Source organism: Mycolicibacterium sp. XJ870 (genome assembly GCF_053483975.1).
On record NZ_JBEFTI010000010.1, the window covers coordinates 96,594 to 113,102 of the forward strand.

The window sequence follows — 16,509 nt, forward strand, 5'->3', positions numbered from 1 at the left end:
TGCGTCGTCGCCGGCCCGCCCGTGCTGGGTTCCCCAGCACGGCAGATAGGTCCCGATGGACGCGATGTACGGCATGACGACTTTCGACTTAGGTGACGGCGCCGGCGGTTTTGAGCTCGATGATGCGATCCCAGTCCAGGCCTAGCTCTTGGAGGATGTCGTCGGTCTGTTCGGCGAACCCCGGCGCCGGACCCGTCGACGGTGCGCTGACATCGAACTGCACCGGATTGGCCACCAGTTCCAGCTCGCCGGCCTGCACCAGGTATTCGTTCGCCCGGATCTGGGTGTCCTGCGCAGCCTGCAGGGTGTCCTGCACCGGCGCCCACGGTCCGGCCAGAGTTGCGAATCGCTCGCTCCATTCTGGCAAAGTCCGCTTCTTCATCGCCTCGGTCAGGATCTCGACCGCCGCCGGAGTGTTCTCCGCGAAGGACTCGGCCGTCGCGAACCGCGGATCGTCGACGTACGACTCGAGATCCATGTGCCGGCACACGTCAGCCCAGAACTTGGTCGGCTGCATCATCACGAACGAGATGTAGCGGTCGTCGGCGGTCGCGTAGAGGCCGACGAGCGGATTGATCGGTGAGCCGTGCACACCCGGCGCCGGTTGCACCATCAACTGGTTCAGGTGCGAAGTGAGCGCGATGGTGTGACCCATCGACCACAGGCCACTGCCGAGCAGAGACACGTCGACGACGGATGGCTCGCCGGTGCGTTCGCGCTTGAGCAGTGCGGCCGCGATGCCGCCCGCCAGGTTGGTGCCCGAGATGGTGTCGCCGTAGGCCGGCCCGGGCGGGCCGATCATCCCGTCGATCCCGGGCGGGGTGATGGTCGCCGCGGTCCCGGCCCGGCACCAGAAGGCGGTCATGTCGTAGCCGCCCTTGACCGATTCCTCACCGCGCGGCCCGAGCGCGCTGCCGCGCGCGTAGACGATGTTCGGGTTGACCGCACGGATGTCGTCGACGTCGATGCCGAACTTCTCCCGATGCCCGGGCAGGAAGCTGGTCAGGAAGACGTCGGCCCGACGGGCAAGGTCCAGCAGGACTTCGCGCCCCTCGGGCACCGACATGTCCAGCCCGATGCTGCGCTTGCCGCGGTTGGCGTGCTCGATGTTCGGATTGGGGTCACCCTCGACGCGAAGCGGCCCGGTCTGGCGCAACCCGCGCTGCGGATCGCCGGTGACAGCGTGCTCGACTTTGATGACGTCGGCGCCCCACTCCCCCAGCACGGCCCCCGCCGACGGCACGAAACCGTACATCGCGACCTCGAGTACGCGGATACCTTCCAGCGGCCTGCTCACGACACCACCCGCGCAAACGTCTTGGACTCGAGGAACTCTTCGAGTCCGGCAGTACCCATCTCGCGACCGATGCCCGATTGTTTGTAGCCGCCGAACGGACTGTCGGGGCTGAAGTAGTTGCCCCCGTTGATCGAGAAGGTTCCGGTCCGGATCCGGCGAGCGACCGCCAGTGCGCGGTCCTCGCTGCCGAACACCGCACCGGACAGGCCGTAGATCGAGTTGTTGGCGATGCGCACCGCGTCGTCGTCGTCCTCGTAGGCGATGACCGCCAGGACCGGTCCGAAGACCTCTTCCTGTGCGATCTCGCTGTCGGCATCGACGTCGGCCAGCAGGGTGGGCGTGTAGAAGTAACCGGGCCCGACCCTCTCGCCGCCCGTCACCAGAGTTGCCCCGGCCTCGACGGCCCGCTTGACCATTCCGTCGACCTTGTCCCGCTGCTTCTCACTGATGAGCGGTCCCATGTAGGTCTTGGGGTCGGTCGGATCCCCGTAGCGCACGAGTCCGAAGTTGTTCTTGACCAGCTCGACGATCTCGTCCTTGTGCTTCGCGGGCACCAGCAGTCGCGAGGTCAGCGCGCAACCCTGGCCGGCATGCGTGACCATGCTGAATGCCGAAAACATTGCGGCGGTGTTGAATTCGGCGTCGTCGAGCACGATTGCGGCGGACTTGCCGCCGAGCTCGAGGAAGACCTTCTTCAGGGTCTCGCTGGCTGCGGCCATGATGCGTCGGCCGGTCGGGGTCGAACCTGTGAAGGTCACCATGTCGACATCGGGGCTCGTGGTCAGCACAGCGCCGACCTCCGGATCCGCGCCGGAGAGGACGTTGACGACGCCGGCCGGGATGTCGGTGTGGTTGGCGATCAACTCACCCAGTGCGAGCGTGATGAGCGGGGTGTCCGGCGCGCTCTTGAGCACCACGGTGCACCCTGCGGCCAGCGCAGGCGCCAGCTTGGCGAGCGCGAGTTGGTTCGGGTAGTTGTACGCGATGATCGCGGCGACAACGCCGCCCGCTTCCTTCTCGACCCACCGGTGATGCTGCATGCCGCGGCTCTCGATGTTTCCGAGGTCCTCGGTCAGCGGGTAGGTCTTGAGCAGTTCGGCGTAATACCGCACGATGTCGATTGGTTGATCCAGTTGGGCGCCCGCGCACAGGGCTGCGGTGGCACCCACTTCGGCGGTGGTCAATGCGGCCAGGTCGTCACGGTGTTCGATGAGCGCCTGGTGGAACTGTTCGAGGCAGCGCACGCGCAGTTCGGTGTTGGTGGACCAGTCCGTGTTGTCGAAGGCATCGCGTGCCGCAGCGACAGCTGCTTGGGCATCGGCCACGGTGGCGTCGGGCGCGTAGCCCAGGACCTCACCGGTGGCGGGGTTGACGGATGGAAACGTCCGCGGGGTCTCGCGCAGCTCTCCGCCGATCAACAACTTCCGGTCAGCCCGCTGCTCTTCCGCGATGGTCGGCGTTTCCTGCATCATCCTCCTCGGCGATTTCCACAGTGTGATGGAAACTTCATTCTCATCACCGGCGAATCATACATTCGCGGCTTGAGAACTCAAGTGAAAGATAGATTAGCTAGTCATGGCCTATGCGGAGGCAACGATCTTGGCGTTCAGGCGGTATGCAGGATGGGCTCAGATCTTGCGATATCCAAGACTCCGAGAGTACGGTTCTCATAATCGGAAGGATGATTCTTGAAGCTTGAGGAACCCGGGACCCTGCCGGTACCCGGAGGTATGTCGTGAAGAACGCGGTGGTCACCGGAGGCGGGTCGGGCATCGGTGCGGCCATCGCGGCCCGCTTGCGGGCCGACGGGCTCAATGTCGCAACGCTGGACCTGTCGCCATCGGACGACGAGTTCGCCCATGTTGCCGACGTAACCGACCGCGCCGCCGTCGATACCGCACTGAACGCGGTGCGCGCCCAGCTCGGCCCGATCTCGGTACTGGTCAATGCCGCCGGACTCGACTGCTTCAAGCGCTTCACCGACGTCTCGTTCGACAAGTGGCAGCGAGTCATCGACGTCAACCTCAACGGCGTCTTCCATTGCGTCCAGGCTGTGTTGCCCGACATGATCGAGGCGGGCTGGGGCCGGATCGTCAACATCTCCTCGTCCAGCACCCATTCGGGGCAGCCCTTCATGTCGCCCTATGTCGCGGCCAAGTCGGCAGTCAACGGGCTGACGAAGAGCCTTGCGCTGGAGTACGGCCCGAACGGCATCACCGTCAACGCCGTGCCCCCGGGCTTCATCGACACCCCGATGTTGCGCAAGGCCGCCGACCGCGGGTTTCTCGGCGATACCGAGAAGCAGATCGCTCAGACCCCGGTCCGGCGCATCGGTCGCCCCGAAGACATCGCCGCCGCATGTGCATTCCTGGCGTCCGAGGAGGCCGGCTACATCACCGGTCAGATCCTCGGCGTCAACGGCGGACGAAACACCTAAAAAAGAACAGCTGGGAGGACACTTATATGGGACGTGTAGAGGGCAAGGTCGCATTCATCACCGGCGCGGCCCGCGGTCAGGGCCGCAGCCACGCAGTACGACTCGCTGAAGAAGGCGCTGACATCATCGCCGTCGACATCTGCAAGAACTACGACACCGTCGGCTATGCGATGGCGACGGCAGAAGATCTCGAAGAGACGAAGAACTACGTCGAGAAGACCGGTCGGCGCATCGTCACCGCCCAGGCCGATGTCCGCAACGAGGCTGAGCTTCGGAGCGCGCTGGAGTCGGGCCTCGCGGAGTTCGGCAAGGTTGACATCGTGGTAGCCCAGGCCGGCATCGCCGCCATGAAGGGTGAGCCCGCGATGCAAGCCTGGACCGACGGCATCAACACCAACTTCGTGGGCACCATCAACGCCATCCAGGTCGCGCTGCCCCACCTCACCGAGGGCGCTTCGATCATCGCGACCGCATCGGCCGCGGCCCTCATGGACGCGCACAACAAGCCCAACCCGGGCGGCGATCCGGGCGGCATGGGTTACATGGTCTCCAAGCGGCTGATCTCCGAATACGTCCATGCGCTGGCAACCGAACTGGCGGTGCGCGGCATCAGGGCCAATGTCATCCACCCCACCAACTGCAACACCAACATGCTGCAGAGCGAGCCGATGTACCGCTCGTTCCGCCCGGATCTGGAGAACCCCACCCGCGCCGACGCGGAGCCGGTGTTCGGCGTGCAGCAGGCCATGAAGGTGAATTTCATCGAGCCCGAGGACATCAGCAACGCCGTGCTGTGGCTCGCCTCCGACGAGTCACGGTTTGTCACCGGTATGCAGCTGCGTGTCGACGCGGGCGGCTATCTCAAGTGGTACGACTACCACGTGTGATGTCCCGCAACGGAATTCGGTTCGGAAGGAGTTGACGATAGTGAAGGTGTCAGTTGACGGACAGCGCTGCCAGGGTCACACCCTGTGCTCGATGATCGCCCCTGATTCGTTCGAACTCGACGACGTCGACGGTCACGCGTCACCTGTTTCCGAGATCGTGCCCCCGGAGCAGGAGGACGCGGTCAAGGAGGCCGCGCACTCCTGCCCGGAGCAGGCCATCGTCATTGAATAACACGGTGTAGCACTACGACCACCCCATCGCCGTCTGATCCACGAATTATCAAGGGAGACAACGCCGTGAGCATCGAGGATGTCACGACCGACGACGACCGTAAGAAGAAGAGCTTTCACTTCGACCGGCACACACCGGAATACCGGCTGCAGTTCGAGAAGATCACCGAGGAGATGCAGTCCCGGTGCCCGATGGCGTGGACCGACACCTACAACGGGCACTGGGTCGCCGCGGACAGCAAGCACGTGTTCGAACTGGCCCGCTGCCCCGTGGTGTCCAACCATCACGACATCAGCGGTGAGACGCCCTTCCAAGGCATCACCATCCCGAAGGCGAGCCGTGCCACCGTCGTTCGTGGCGGCATCCTCGAGATGGACGAACCCGAACACAGCGCCTACCGCGGTGCGCTGAACCCGTACCTGTCGCCGGCCGCCATCAAGCGGTGGGAGCCGTTCGTCGACGAGATCACCCGCGCCGCACTCGACGAGCACATCTCCTCGGGCCGCATCGACTTCGTCGAGCATCTGGCCAATGTGGTGCCTGCAGTGTTCACGCTGGCGATGATGGGCATCGAACTCAAGAAGTGGAACGTCTACAGCGAGCCCACGCACGCCTCGGTGTACACGCCAGAGCACTCCCCCGACCGCGAGAAGATCAATGCCCAGCACCGCGAAATGGGCATCGACATCATCACCAACATGAACGAGATCCGAGACACTCCGCGACCGGGGCTGGTCAACGCGTTGATGCAGTTGCGCATCGACGGTGAGCCGGCACCTGACATGGAGATCCTCGGCAATCTCGGGCTCATCATCGGTGGCGGCTTCGACACCACGACGGCACTGACCGCGCACGCACTGGAGTGGCTCGGCGAGCATCCCGACGAGCGTGAGCGGCTCAGCCGCGAGCGGGAAGCCCTGCTGCACCCGGCCACCGAGGAGTTCCTTCGCTTCTTCACCCCGGCCCCGGGTGACGGCCGCACGTTCGCCGACGACGTCGAGGTCGAGGGCCACCGGTTCAAGCAATACGAACGGCTGTGGCTGTCCTGGGCCATGGCCAACCGCGACCCTTCGGTGTTCGAGAAGCCCAACGAGGTCATCCTGGACCGCAAGGGCAACCGGCACTTCAGCTTCGGCATCGGCGTGCACCGCTGTGTGGGCTCCAACGTGGCCCGCACGGTGTTCAAGTCCATGCTCACCGCGGTGCTGGACCGGATGCCGGACTACGTATGCGACCCCGAGGGCACAGTGCACTACGACACCATCGGCGTCATCCAGGGCATGCGGAACCTGCCGGCCACCTTCACACCCAGCAAGCCGCTCGGACCCGGTCTCGACGAGACCCTGGACAAGCTGCAGCGCATCTGCAACGAGCAGGAACTGGCCCGGCCGATCACCGAGCGCAAGGAAGCCGCCGTCATCGATTAACCATCGCGGCAAACCGGAGAACCGCTAACCCCGCTTGAAGCCTGTAACCTTGGAGCTTGGTCGGGTCTCGTAGACGTCTGAGCAAAATTCACCGCCTACGGGCGGACAAGATGGGGTGGCGACACATGGTGAAGCTTTCACGCACGAAACTGGCGTTGGCAATTGGTGGGTTCGCACTGTCCGTGCCGCTCACGGTCGGTGTCGCGGCAGCGCAACCCGACTACGGGCCGGTCATCAACACGACCTGTAGCTATGAACAGGTCATGGCTGCGCTCAATGCCCAACAGCCGGCACTGGCTCAAGAGTTCAACGCATCGCCGTTCGCGCAGAGTGCGCTGCGTAGCTTCCTGGCCTCCGGGCCTGCCGAACGGCAGCGGACGGTCACGCAGCTGCAGGGCAGCCCGATGGCTTCGCAGTATTTCGGTCAGATCCAGTCGATCGCCGGTAGCTGCAACAACTACTGAGCATTCCCCGCGCGTATTTTGCGCGAGCAGACGCGAAAGCCCCCGAAAACCATTGGTTTCGGGGGCTTTCGCGTCTGTTCGGCGAGGGAACTCAGCGCCGCGGCAAACCCAGTACCTGAGTGGCGATGATGTTTCGCTGGATCTCCGAGGTGCCTCCGGCGATTGTGCCGCCGAAGCTGCGGGCGTAGCGCTCGAACCAACTCGCGAAGTAGTGGTCGAGGTTCATGTGCTCATAGGGGCCGGTGGTCGACGGATGAATCAGCCCGTCCGGCCCGGCAGCAGTCAAGGCGTTCTCGAATGCGTTGCGCTCGGCCTCTGAGCCGAAGAGCTTGAGCACCGAGACCGACGCAGTGTCCATCTCGCCGCGTGACGCCTTCGCCAGCGCCGCCGAACCCATTGCGCGCAACGCCTGATAGTCCATGATCGTCGTGGCGTACTGGTCGCGTTCGAGGTCGGTTCGTGGCTGGAAGTCGGCGAGCATGTTGTCGATGCGGTCGGCGAAACCGAGCCACATCATGGTGCGCTCGTGGCCGAGTGAACCGTTGGCCACACCCCAGCCACCGTTCAGTGGACCAACGAGATTCTCGACAGGCACCTTGGCGTCGGTGAAGAAGACCTCGTTGAAGTCGAGGTTCTCCTGACCGGTCATGTCGGCGAACGGCCGGCACACCACACCGGGCGTATCGGTCGGGATGATCAGCACGCTGATTCCCTTGTGCTTCGGCGCATCCGGGTCGGTGCGAACGAAGGTCAGCAGGAAGTCGGCGTCGTGGGCGCCCGAGGTCCAGACCTTCTGTCCATTGACCACGAAATGGTCTCCCTCGAGGACCGCGCGGGTTCGCAGCGAGGCGAGGTCGGAGCCGGCGCTCGGCTCGCTCATGCCTAGTGATGCCGTCCGCTCACCGCGGAGCACCGGTACCGCCCAGCGGTGCTTCTGTTCGTCGGAGCCGAACGAAAGCAGTGATGCCGCAATGATATTGACGCCCTGCGGGTTGAAGCTGTGGTAGATCCGCCTGCGACAGAGCTCGTCGAGGTGGACGAACTGCTGGACCACGGTGGCATTGCGGCCACCGAACTCCGGGGGCTGGGCCGGCAGCAGCCAGCCGTTGTCGAACAGCAGCCGCTGCCAGTCCCGCGCCCACTGAGGCATGTGCGACACCGAGCGCGGGCGCTCCAGAGTGTCTGCCTCGGAGGGCAAATTGGCGTCGAGGAACGCGGCGAACTCGGCGCGGAACTCTTCGACGTCGGAATCAAACGTGAGTTGCATCTACAGACCCCTGTATGTCGTGCGGTATTCAGCGGCGATCACGGCGCGATGCTCGGCGGCGCCGCCGAGCAGCAGCTCACCGGCCTTGGCCCGCTTCAGCGCGAACTGCACGTCGTTCTCCCAGGTGAAGCCCATCGCCCCGAACAACTGCAGGCCATGGCGGAACACCAGCGACTGACACTCCCCCGCCGCAGCTTTGGCCATCCTCGATGCGAGCCGCCGTCGCGGATCGTCGGCGGCGATCGTCAACGCCGCGAAGTACGACAACGCGCGGGCACGTTCGATCGCGACGTGCACGTCGACCGCCTTGTGCTGCACAGCCTGGAGCGACCCGATCACCACTGAAAACTGCTGGCGCTGCTTGACGTGCTCCAGGGCCAGGTCGAGTACGCGCTGGCAGGCGCCGACAGTCGTGACGGCAATTCCCATCAGTGCCAAATGGTGCGACTTCTCGGTATCGGAGTGGACCCGATCGGTGTCGGGAACGGCCACGCTGTCGAAGGACACCTCCGCGACGTGCAGCACCGGGTCGAAGACGGGGCTGCGGCGGATGACCGCGGCATCCGCATCGACGAGGAAAACGCCCGCATCGGTGACCACCGCGAGGGTCTCGGCCCGATCGCCGTCGAGCACATGATGTGCGGTGCCGGTCAGCACCCAGCCGGTGGCGTCGCGGTGCGCGGTCACCCCGCTATACACGGCGGCCCCGGCGCGCGCCGGGTCGAACCTGTCGCCGGCGAGCGGCGCGAACTGCGACATGGTCGCGAGGTACGGGGTCAGGTCCGTCGCCCGGCCAAGCTCTTCCAGCACGATGGCCAGCTCGACCGCATTGTCCGGATCGGTGAGCTCTGTCCAGCCCTGGTCGATATAGCTCTTCCACAGCGGCGCCGGGTCGACACCCTGTTCGGCAACTTCGCGAACCAGCGTGGCCGGGCACTGTTTGGTGACCGCGTCCCGCACGGTCTCTTGCCATAGCCGCTGATCGGCATCGAATTCGAGTAGCACCCGCCGCCTCCTGCTGCGCTGTAACGTCTCGATGAGAATAGCATTCTCGTTTGATGATTCGACGTTCTCACCACACAAGGACCGATTCTCGTGCCACCCACGCTGTGCAACCGACCAGCAGAGCCACTCACCTGCAGCTAAGCACCTCGTAGATTTGAGAACTATGTTCTTGCTATCGAAGAATATCGATCTAGACTGACGATAGGTCCGGTGTCGTCGGCACACCGTCATTGGAGGCAGCCCTGGTGATTCATCACAGCGACGGAACCCAAACGCCCGTCATAGACGCCAGCGTGCACATCTTCTTCGGGTCGAACAAAGACCTACGCCAGAACTTTCTGCGTGAGCCGTTCGCCAGCCGTGGGTTCCCCGACTATGAGATGAACTGGTACGGCGCTCCCGGCGGGGAGTACGCCAAGAACACCAAAGGCCCGCAGCGCCAGTACCCCGGTTCGGATCCCGACATCGCAGCGCAGCATCTGTTCACCGACCGCGGCGTCGACATCGCGATCCTGCACCCGATGACGCGCGGCATCATGCCGGACCGCCACCTGGGTACCGCGCTGGCCAGTGCCCACAACGAGATGATGGTGACCCGCTGGCTTGAGCACGACGCGCATGGCGAGCGCTTCCGCGGGACCATCCGGGTCAACCCCGACGACATCGCCGGCGCACTGCGCGAGATCGACAAATACAAAGACCATCCACGCGTTGTGCAGATCGGCATTCCGATGCAATCGCGCGAGCTCTACGGCAAGCCGCAGTTCTGGCCCCTGTGGGAAGCCGCGGCAGCGGCAGGTCTGCCGGTGGCCGTGCACATCGAAGGCGGAGCAGGCATCCAATTCGCGCCGACGCCGTCCGGCAAGGCGCGAACTTACGAGCAGTACCTCGGCTTCATGGCGCTGAACTACCTGTACCACCTGATGAACATGATCGCCGAGGGCGTGTTCGAGCGGACGCCGGAACTCAAGTTCGTCTGGGCCGACGGTGCCGCCGACCTGTTGACGCCCTTCATGTGGCGGATGGATTGTTTCGGCCGGCCCCACCTCGAGCAAACGCCGTGGGCGCCAAAGATGCCCAGCGACTACCTACCCGGACACGTCTACTTCATCCAGGGTGCCCTCGACGGTCCAGGCGACACCGAGTTCGCCGGAGAATGGTTCGGCTTCACCGGCAAGGAAGACATGGTGATGTTCGGTTCCAGCTATCCGCATTGGCAGCTCAACGATCCTGCGGTGCCGAGTGCGTTCACCGCTGAGCAACGCGACAAGCTGCTGTGGCGAAACGCCGTGGGCCTCTATGGGATTGAAAGTCCAGCCATTCCGTCCGCCGTTGCGGCACAGTAAAGCCAGCCCAGGGAGGTAGTGATGACAGTAACGGCGAACCCGCGGGTGCCGGCAGCCGAACGCATTGCGGTTCGGTGCGTCGACTCCGATGTACACCCCATGCCCAAGCGCGGCCACCTCCTGGAGTACATCCCGGAACCGTGGCGCAGCAAGTACTTCATGAGTCATCCGGTTGGTGACCAGATCTATTACGACGCACCGGATTACGCGCATGCCTACGCGATGCGACTCGATGCATTCCCGCCTGACGGCGAGTTCGCCTGCAGCGACCCGGACATGGCGCTGCGTCAGCTCATCATGGAGGCCGGCTCGGACATCGCGATCCTGGAACCGACGCACACCGAGAGCCGGCTGGGCGAAGCCACCGCGGCCTACTGCACTGCCATCAACTTATGGCTCGCCGAGAACTGGCTGGACCCCCACAACAACTGGCATGAACGCTGGCGCGGGTCGATCTGCGTGGCTATCGAGGAACCGCAAACGGCGGTCGCCGAGATCGAGAAGTGGGCAGAGCACCCCTACATGTCCCAGGTCCTGATCAAGGCCGAGCCGCGGCCGTCGTGGGGCGATCCGAAGTACAACCCGGTGTGGGCGGCGGCCACCAAGCACGACATCACCGTGAGCTGCCACCTGTCCCGCGGTGAGTTCGAGACGCTTCCAACCCCGCCGGTCGGGCTGCCGAGCTACAACCACGACTTCATGGTCACCTACTCGCTGCTGGCGGCCAACCAGGTGATGAGCCTGATCTTCGACGGCGTGTTCGACCGGTTCCCCACCCTGCGCATCGTGTTCATCGAGCACGCGTTCACCTGGATCCTGCCGCTGATGTGGCGCATGGACGCGATCTACGAAAAGCGCAAATCCTGGATGGACATCAAGCGCAAGCCCAGCGAGTACGTCAAGGACCACATCAAGTTCTCGACGCAACCGCTGGACTATCCGGAGGACAAGACCGAACTGTCCCGGGCTTTCGAGTGGATGGAATGCGAAAAGATCCTGCTGTTCTCGTCGGACTATCCGCACTGGACGTTCGACGACCCGCGCTGGCTGGTCAAACACCTGCCCGAGCATGCGCGTGAGGCGATCATGTTCCGCAACGGCATCGAGACGTACAAGCTGCCCGAGACCGTTCCGGTCCTCGAGGGCCAGGTGCGGGTGTTCTGAGTGGAACAGAAAGAGCCGCCCCGGCTCGCGCAGGGGCGTGAGCACGTCGTCGCCACAGTGGACGAAATCCCGCCGGGCACACACAAACTGGTACCGATCGGCCGCCACGGTGTAGGCGTGTACAACGTGAACGGAAACTTCTATGCCATCGCGAATTACTGTCCGCATGAGGGCGGCCCGCTGTGCTCCGGCCGTCCGCGCGGGCGCACGGTCGTCGACGAATCGGCGCCCGGCGACGCGGTGATGGTGCGCGACATGGAGTTCATCTACTGCCCCTGGCACCAGTGGGGGTTCGAATTGGCCACCGGGACGACAGCGGTCAAGCCGGAGTGGAGCATCCGCACCTACCCGGTGCGGGTCGTCGGAGACGAAGTGTTGGTGATGGCGTGACTGATCACATCCTGGGCACCCCGGCCCTCAAACGTGGTGAGAAGTCCATCGAGATCAACGGCGGCAACGTCGTCTACGAAATCTTGGGCAAAGAAGGCGATTTCATCGCCCTGACACCGGGCGGCCGGTTCAGCAAGGACATTCCCGGCTTGCGGCCGCTGGCACAGGCGCTCGTCAAGGGCGGCTACCGGGTGTTGCTGTGGGACAGGCCCAACTGCGGACGCTCCGACGTACAGTTCTACGGCCAGAGCGAATCCCACATGCGCGCCGAGACGCTCTACACCCTGATCTCGAAGCTCGGTATCGGACCGTGCATACTCGCCGGCGGTTCGGGCGGTGCCAGGGATTCGATGCTCACGACGATGCTGTACCCGGAGATCGTCACCAAGCTCGTGGTGTGGAACATCGTGGGTGGCGTGTACGGATCGTTCGTCCTGGGCTCGTACTACATCGTGCCGAGCATTCTCGCGGTCCGCGGGGCCGGCATGAAAGCCGTTGCCCACATTGACGAGTGGAAGACGCTCGCCGTCGATAATCCTGCGAATACCGACCGGATCCTGGCGCAGGACTCTGACGAGTTCCTCAAGCTGATGTTGCGCTGGCTGAACGCGTTCGTGCCGAAACCGGGTCAGACCATCCCCGGTGTCGAGGACGAGATGTTCGACAACATCAAGGTCCCGACGCTGATCATCCGTGGTGGCGAGAACGATCTGGACCACCCGAAGCGCACCTCACTGGAGGTCAGCTGCCTGGTCAAGGGTTCGAAATTGATCGATCCGCCGTGGCCGGAGGACGCCTGGGAGCGTGCCGGTGAGGCCCGGGCATCGGGGAAGGTGAAGCGGTTCAACATGTTCGACACCTGGGTGCAGGCCGCACCCGCGATCCTGGACTTTCTGGACTCGTGATGAGGTCAGATCGTCCGGATATGCACCTCGCAGTTGAGCGAAGCCTCCAGCGCGGTGTGGATGCGGCTTTCCGGGATGCGTTCCAGGTCGGCCTTGCGCAGGGTCACCGAGACCACATCCCAGCCGTCCGCACCGGCGGTCCGGCTGATGTCGCCGGAGAGTCCGAAACCGGCCAGCACACCGCGGGCATCCTCATCGGTGCCGCGGCTGACGAAGGTGACCACGCCCGCCGTGGGTGTGGTACCGAACGCCTTGGCGCACAATTCGATCACGAGCTTCTGCAGCTCCGCAGCGTCGTCCCCGGCGATGAGGACCTCCACCTCGCGCCGGTGCGCGGGCAGGCCGGCCAGTTGGTTGTCCAGCACCTGGGCATCGCGATCGAAAACCAGTTCGCGGAGCGTTGCCATGCCGTCGGCTAGCTGTGCCGGCCCGAGCTCACCCGCCGGGTCTACTCCGATGCGCACCACCGCAGTTCTCATGCCGGTAAGCCTAACCGGGGAGGGGATGTGACCATGACAGCCGATCTGACGGTGGCGGTATGGCCGGGAATGACACCCCGATTGCTGTGTGACGGGCCGGAGACCCTTGCCGACTACACGAACGCCGGAGGGTACGCGCCCCTTACCGATCCGGATCAGCTCCTCGAAGAGGTCCGAGCCAGCGGACTGCTCGGACGCGGCGGCGCTGCTTTCCCGCTGGCGGTGAAGCTGCGCACGGTCCGAGACAACGGCTTCAAAGCAGGCGGAACCGTGGTGATCGCCAATGGCGAGGAGGGCGAGCCCGCCTCGATCAAGGACCGGTGGCTGCTGCGCAACCGTCCGCACGCCATCCTCGACGGGTTGCGGCTGGCGATCCAGATCGTGGCGGCCACGCGTGCCGTGGTGTACGTGTCTGACGCGCAGGCCGCGCAGAGCGTCGAACGTGCTCTCGCCGAGCTGGGATCCGAACTCGGCAGCGTCACGGTGGAACTGGTCACTGTCGCACCGGGTTACGTCGCCGGCGAGGAGACCGCTGCCGTACACGTGGTCAACGGCGGCCCGGCCAAGCCCACCGACAAGCCGCCGCGGCCGTTCGAGGAGGGCGTCGGTGGACAGCCCACCCTGATCAGCAACGTCGAGACGCTGACTCAGCTGGCATATGTGCAACAGCACGGCGCCCAGGAGTTCCGGGCGTTGGGGACGGACCAGTCGCCGGGCACGTTCCTGGCCACGATCACCGGCGCCGGCCGCCCGCCGGCGCTCTACGAACTTCCGTACGGCGTCGCGTTCGCCGATCTGCTGACATTGCATGGAGTTTCGGCCGACAAGGTCAACGGCGCACTCATGGGTGGGTACTTCGCCGGGCTGCTCAATCGCGACATCCTCGGCGCCACCCTGGATCACGACGCGGTGCACGGCCTGGGCAGCGGACTGGGCTGTGGCGCGATCGGGATTCTCACCGACGACTGCCCGGTGTCGGTCGCCGCATCCGTGCTGGCGTACTTCGACCGGGAGAATGCCGGCCAGTGCGGCTCATGCTTCAACGGCACCGCGGCCATGGCGGCGGTGGCGACAGCGTTGCGCGACGGCGAAGCCACCGAGGAGGATCTGGCCCGGCTGCGGCGGTGGTCGGTGGTGCTGCGTGGCCGCGGAGCCTGCGCCACGCTCGACGGTGCCGCCAATGTGGCCGCCAGCCTGCTGTCGCAATTCCCGGATCATGTCGCGCTCCACCTCGAAAATAGCTGTCCGACATGCCGTTCCAGCCCCTTCAGTGCAGCGCGTCCTTACGAAGTGGAACAACTGGAGGCGGTGATGGCGGTATGAAGGTCAAGCTCGACCGCACGATGTGCGACGGCTTCGGATTATGCGCCAAGCACGCGCCGGAGTACTTCCCCCTCGACGACTGGGGTTACGCGTCCCTGGAGGGCAACGGCACGGTGCCGCAGGCCGACGAGGACGCCGTCAAGCGGGCACTGCTGGACTGTCCGGTGCACGCCATCATCGAGATGCCGGACCAGCGCCCGGCAGCCGAACCAGGCTAGGAGCCGATTTGTCACAGATACCGGGACGTCCGCTCCCGTCGGTCACCGCACTGAACGAGTACTACTGGACCGCGGGCGCCGATGGGGTACTGCGGCTCCAGGAATGCCAGGACTGCAATGCACTCATCCATCCGCCCCAGCCGGTATGCCGCTACTGCCGCAGCCACAAACTGGGTGTGCGGGAGGTGTCCGGCCGAGGCTCGCTCGCCGGGTTCACGGTCAATCACCGATTCGGCTTTCCCGATCTGCCGCCGCCGTACGTGGTCGCCGAGGTGGCCGTCGCAGAGGATCCTCGGGTCCGCCTGACCACCAACATCATCGACTGCGATCCCGAGACCCTGAAGCTGGGGCAGCCGGTCGAGGTCGCCTTCCAGCACATCGAGGATGTGTGGCTGCCGGTGTTCAAACCGTCGGCAGACACTACCCCGACGCCCCCGGCCGTCGACGAGATCGTGCTGGAAGACATCGGTAAGTACGTCCGGCCGATGCTCACCGCGGAGAAGTTCGAGGACCACTCGGCCATCACGGGCATCGGGATGTCGACGATCGGCCGCCGCCTGATGGTGCCGCCGCTGTCACTCACGATCGAGGCCGCCGAGAAGGCGGTGGCCGACGCGGGTTTGACATTCGACGATATCGACGGACTGTCCACCTATCCGGGGCTCGACATCGCGGGTATGGGCGAGGGCGGCGTGAGCGCACTGGAGGGTGCACTCGGGCTGCGGCCGACGTGGATCAACGGCGGGATGGACACGTTCGGGCCCGGCGGCTCGGTGATCGCGGCGATGATGGCCGTCGCCACCGGCATGGCCCGGCACGTGCTGTGCTTCCGCACCCTGTGGGAGGCAACGTTCGGCCAGCTGGTCAAGGAGGGCAAGATGTCCCCTCCGATGGGTGGCCGCAGCAACAGCTGGCAGCACCCGTACGGCGCCACCTCGGCCGCACACACGTTGGCGCAGAACGCCGGTCGGCATTTCGACCGGTACGGCACCACACGCGAAACGCTCGGCTGGATTGCGCTGAACCAACGCGCGAACGCCAGGCTGAACCCGACTGCGATCTACCGTGATCCGATGACGATGGACGACTACCTGTCGGCCCGTACCATCACGACGCCATTCGGCCTCTACGACTGCGATGTTCCCTGTGACGGCGCGGTGGCGGTGATCGTCTCGGCCGTCGACGCTGCCCGTGATCTGGCCAAGCCACCGATCCGGTTCGAGGCGGTGGGTACCCAGATCATCGAACGGCTCGATTGGGACCAGACCACTCTGACCCACGAGCCGCAGGTACTCGGCCAGAGCGCACACCTGTGGTCGCGAACCTCGTTGCGCCCCAGTGATGTCGACGTGGCCGAGCTCTACGACGGCTTCACGTTCAACTGCCTGTCCTGGCTGGAAGGCCTGGGCTTCTGCGGCATCGGGGAAGCCAAGGACTTCCTGGACGGTGGCCACAACATCGCCCGCGACGGCATCATCCCCCTCAATACCCACGGCGGGCAGCTGTCCCACGGCCGCACCCACGGCATGGGCCTGATCCACGAAGCCGTCACGCAGTTGCGCGGCGAGGCCGGTGAACGTCAGGTCGCCAACGCCAAGGTGGCCGTGGCAAGTTCAGGCGGCCTGACCCCGAGCGGCGTGCTGCTGCTGCGCACCGACGAGTGAATCG

17 protein-coding genes are annotated in these 16,509 nt (G+C 64.8%); 12 read left to right on the forward strand and 5 right to left on the reverse strand.

Annotated elements, in window-relative coordinates:
• Window positions 1-88 precede the first annotated feature (88 nt).
• Both ABQF30_RS26410 and ABQF30_RS26415 read right to left on the reverse strand, forming a co-directional pair.
• Complete coding sequence (locus tag ABQF30_RS26410) at window positions 89-1,297, reverse strand: CaiB/BaiF CoA transferase family protein (protein WP_448469406.1); 1,209 nt, start codon at window positions 1,295-1,297, stop codon at window positions 89-91.
• On the reverse strand, window positions 1,294-2,766 hold the full coding sequence (locus ABQF30_RS26415; protein ID WP_448469408.1) for an aldehyde dehydrogenase family protein: 1,473 nt from the start codon (window positions 2,764-2,766) through the stop codon (window positions 1,294-1,296). Before ABQF30_RS26415 ends, ABQF30_RS26410 begins: the two co-directional genes overlap by 4 nt.
• Window positions 2,767-3,032: 266 nt before the next feature.
• Here ABQF30_RS26415 and ABQF30_RS26420 point away from each other — a divergent pair, with 266 nt between their 5' ends.
• From ABQF30_RS26420 to ABQF30_RS26440, 5 genes are all read left to right on the forward strand, one after another.
• Window positions 3,033-3,734, forward strand: coding sequence for an SDR family NAD(P)-dependent oxidoreductase (locus ABQF30_RS26420; RefSeq protein WP_448469410.1), 702 nt, complete (start codon window positions 3,033-3,035; stop codon window positions 3,732-3,734).
• 26 nt (window positions 3,735-3,760) lie between these two features.
• Window positions 3,761-4,621, forward strand: coding sequence for a mycofactocin-coupled SDR family oxidoreductase (locus ABQF30_RS26425; RefSeq protein WP_448469412.1), 861 nt, complete (start codon window positions 3,761-3,763; stop codon window positions 4,619-4,621).
• 40 nt (window positions 4,622-4,661) lie between these two features.
• Complete coding sequence (locus ABQF30_RS26430; protein ID WP_448469414.1) at window positions 4,662-4,853, forward strand: ferredoxin; 192 nt, start codon at window positions 4,662-4,664, stop codon at window positions 4,851-4,853.
• Window positions 4,854-4,918: 65 nt separating this feature from the next.
• Window positions 4,919-6,280 carry a cytochrome P450 gene (locus tag ABQF30_RS26435; RefSeq protein ID WP_448469416.1) on the forward strand — a complete coding sequence of 454 codons (1,362 nt, stop codon included), beginning with the start codon at window positions 4,919-4,921 and terminating at the stop codon, window positions 6,278-6,280.
• Window positions 6,281-6,405: 125 nt separating this feature from the next.
• Entirely contained in the window at window positions 6,406-6,744 is a 339-nt protein-coding gene (locus tag ABQF30_RS26440) for a hemophore-related protein (protein ID WP_448469418.1), read from the forward strand.
• A 91-nt stretch (window positions 6,745-6,835) separates the two neighbouring features.
• On the opposite strand, the gene ABQF30_RS26445 is transcribed toward ABQF30_RS26440, so the two are convergent.
• Window positions 6,836-8,011 carry an acyl-CoA dehydrogenase family protein gene (locus ABQF30_RS26445; protein WP_448469420.1) on the reverse strand — a complete coding sequence of 392 codons (1,176 nt, stop codon included), beginning with the start codon at window positions 8,009-8,011 and terminating at the stop codon, window positions 6,836-6,838.
• Window positions 8,012-9,016 (reverse strand): acyl-CoA dehydrogenase family protein, encoded by a 1,005-nt coding sequence (locus tag ABQF30_RS26450; protein WP_448469422.1) that lies wholly within the window; start codon window positions 9,014-9,016, stop codon window positions 8,012-8,014.
• Between the two features lie 242 nt (window positions 9,017-9,258).
• Here ABQF30_RS26450 and ABQF30_RS26455 point away from each other — a divergent pair, with 242 nt between their 5' ends.
• Genes ABQF30_RS26455 through ABQF30_RS26470 form a run of 4 tightly spaced genes read left to right on the forward strand, consistent with a single transcriptional unit; the run spans window position 9,259 to window position 12,821 of the window.
• Window positions 9,259-10,362, forward strand: a complete 1,104-nt coding sequence (locus ABQF30_RS26455) for an amidohydrolase family protein (protein ID WP_448469688.1) — start codon at window positions 9,259-9,261, stop codon at window positions 10,360-10,362.
• Between the two features lie 21 nt (window positions 10,363-10,383).
• Window positions 10,384-11,526, forward strand: a complete 1,143-nt coding sequence (locus ABQF30_RS26460) for an amidohydrolase family protein (protein WP_448469424.1) — start codon at window positions 10,384-10,386, stop codon at window positions 11,524-11,526.
• On the forward strand, window positions 11,527-11,916 hold the full coding sequence (locus tag ABQF30_RS26465; protein WP_448469426.1) for a Rieske (2Fe-2S) protein: 390 nt from the start codon (window positions 11,527-11,529) through the stop codon (window positions 11,914-11,916). It begins immediately after the preceding gene.
• Entirely contained in the window at window positions 11,913-12,821 is a 909-nt protein-coding gene (locus tag ABQF30_RS26470; RefSeq protein ID WP_448469428.1) for an alpha/beta fold hydrolase, read from the forward strand. Before ABQF30_RS26465 ends, ABQF30_RS26470 begins: the two co-directional genes overlap by 4 nt.
• A gap of 5 nt (window positions 12,822-12,826) precedes the next feature.
• On the opposite strand, the gene ABQF30_RS26475 is transcribed toward ABQF30_RS26470, so the two are convergent.
• A complete protein-coding gene (locus tag ABQF30_RS26475; protein WP_448469430.1) occupies window positions 12,827-13,300 on the reverse strand; it encodes a hypothetical protein in 474 nt (157 codons plus the stop codon).
• Window positions 13,301-13,333: 33 nt separating this feature from the next.
• Here ABQF30_RS26475 and ABQF30_RS26480 point away from each other — a divergent pair, with 33 nt between their 5' ends.
• The 3 genes from ABQF30_RS26480 to ABQF30_RS26490 are packed head-to-tail and all read left to right on the forward strand — an operon-like array spanning window position 13,334 to window position 16,505.
• Window positions 13,334-14,623, forward strand: coding sequence for an NADH-ubiquinone oxidoreductase-F iron-sulfur binding region domain-containing protein (locus ABQF30_RS26480; protein ID WP_448469690.1), 1,290 nt, complete (start codon window positions 13,334-13,336; stop codon window positions 14,621-14,623).
• Window positions 14,620-14,841, forward strand: a complete 222-nt coding sequence (locus tag ABQF30_RS26485; protein ID WP_448469432.1) for a ferredoxin — start codon at window positions 14,620-14,622, stop codon at window positions 14,839-14,841. The genes ABQF30_RS26480 and ABQF30_RS26485 overlap by 4 nt, the downstream gene beginning before the upstream one ends.
• 8 nt (window positions 14,842-14,849) lie before the next feature.
• On the forward strand, window positions 14,850-16,505 hold the full coding sequence (locus ABQF30_RS26490; protein ID WP_448469434.1) for a thiolase C-terminal domain-containing protein: 1,656 nt from the start codon (window positions 14,850-14,852) through the stop codon (window positions 16,503-16,505).
• Window positions 16,506-16,509: the final 4 nt, after the last annotated feature.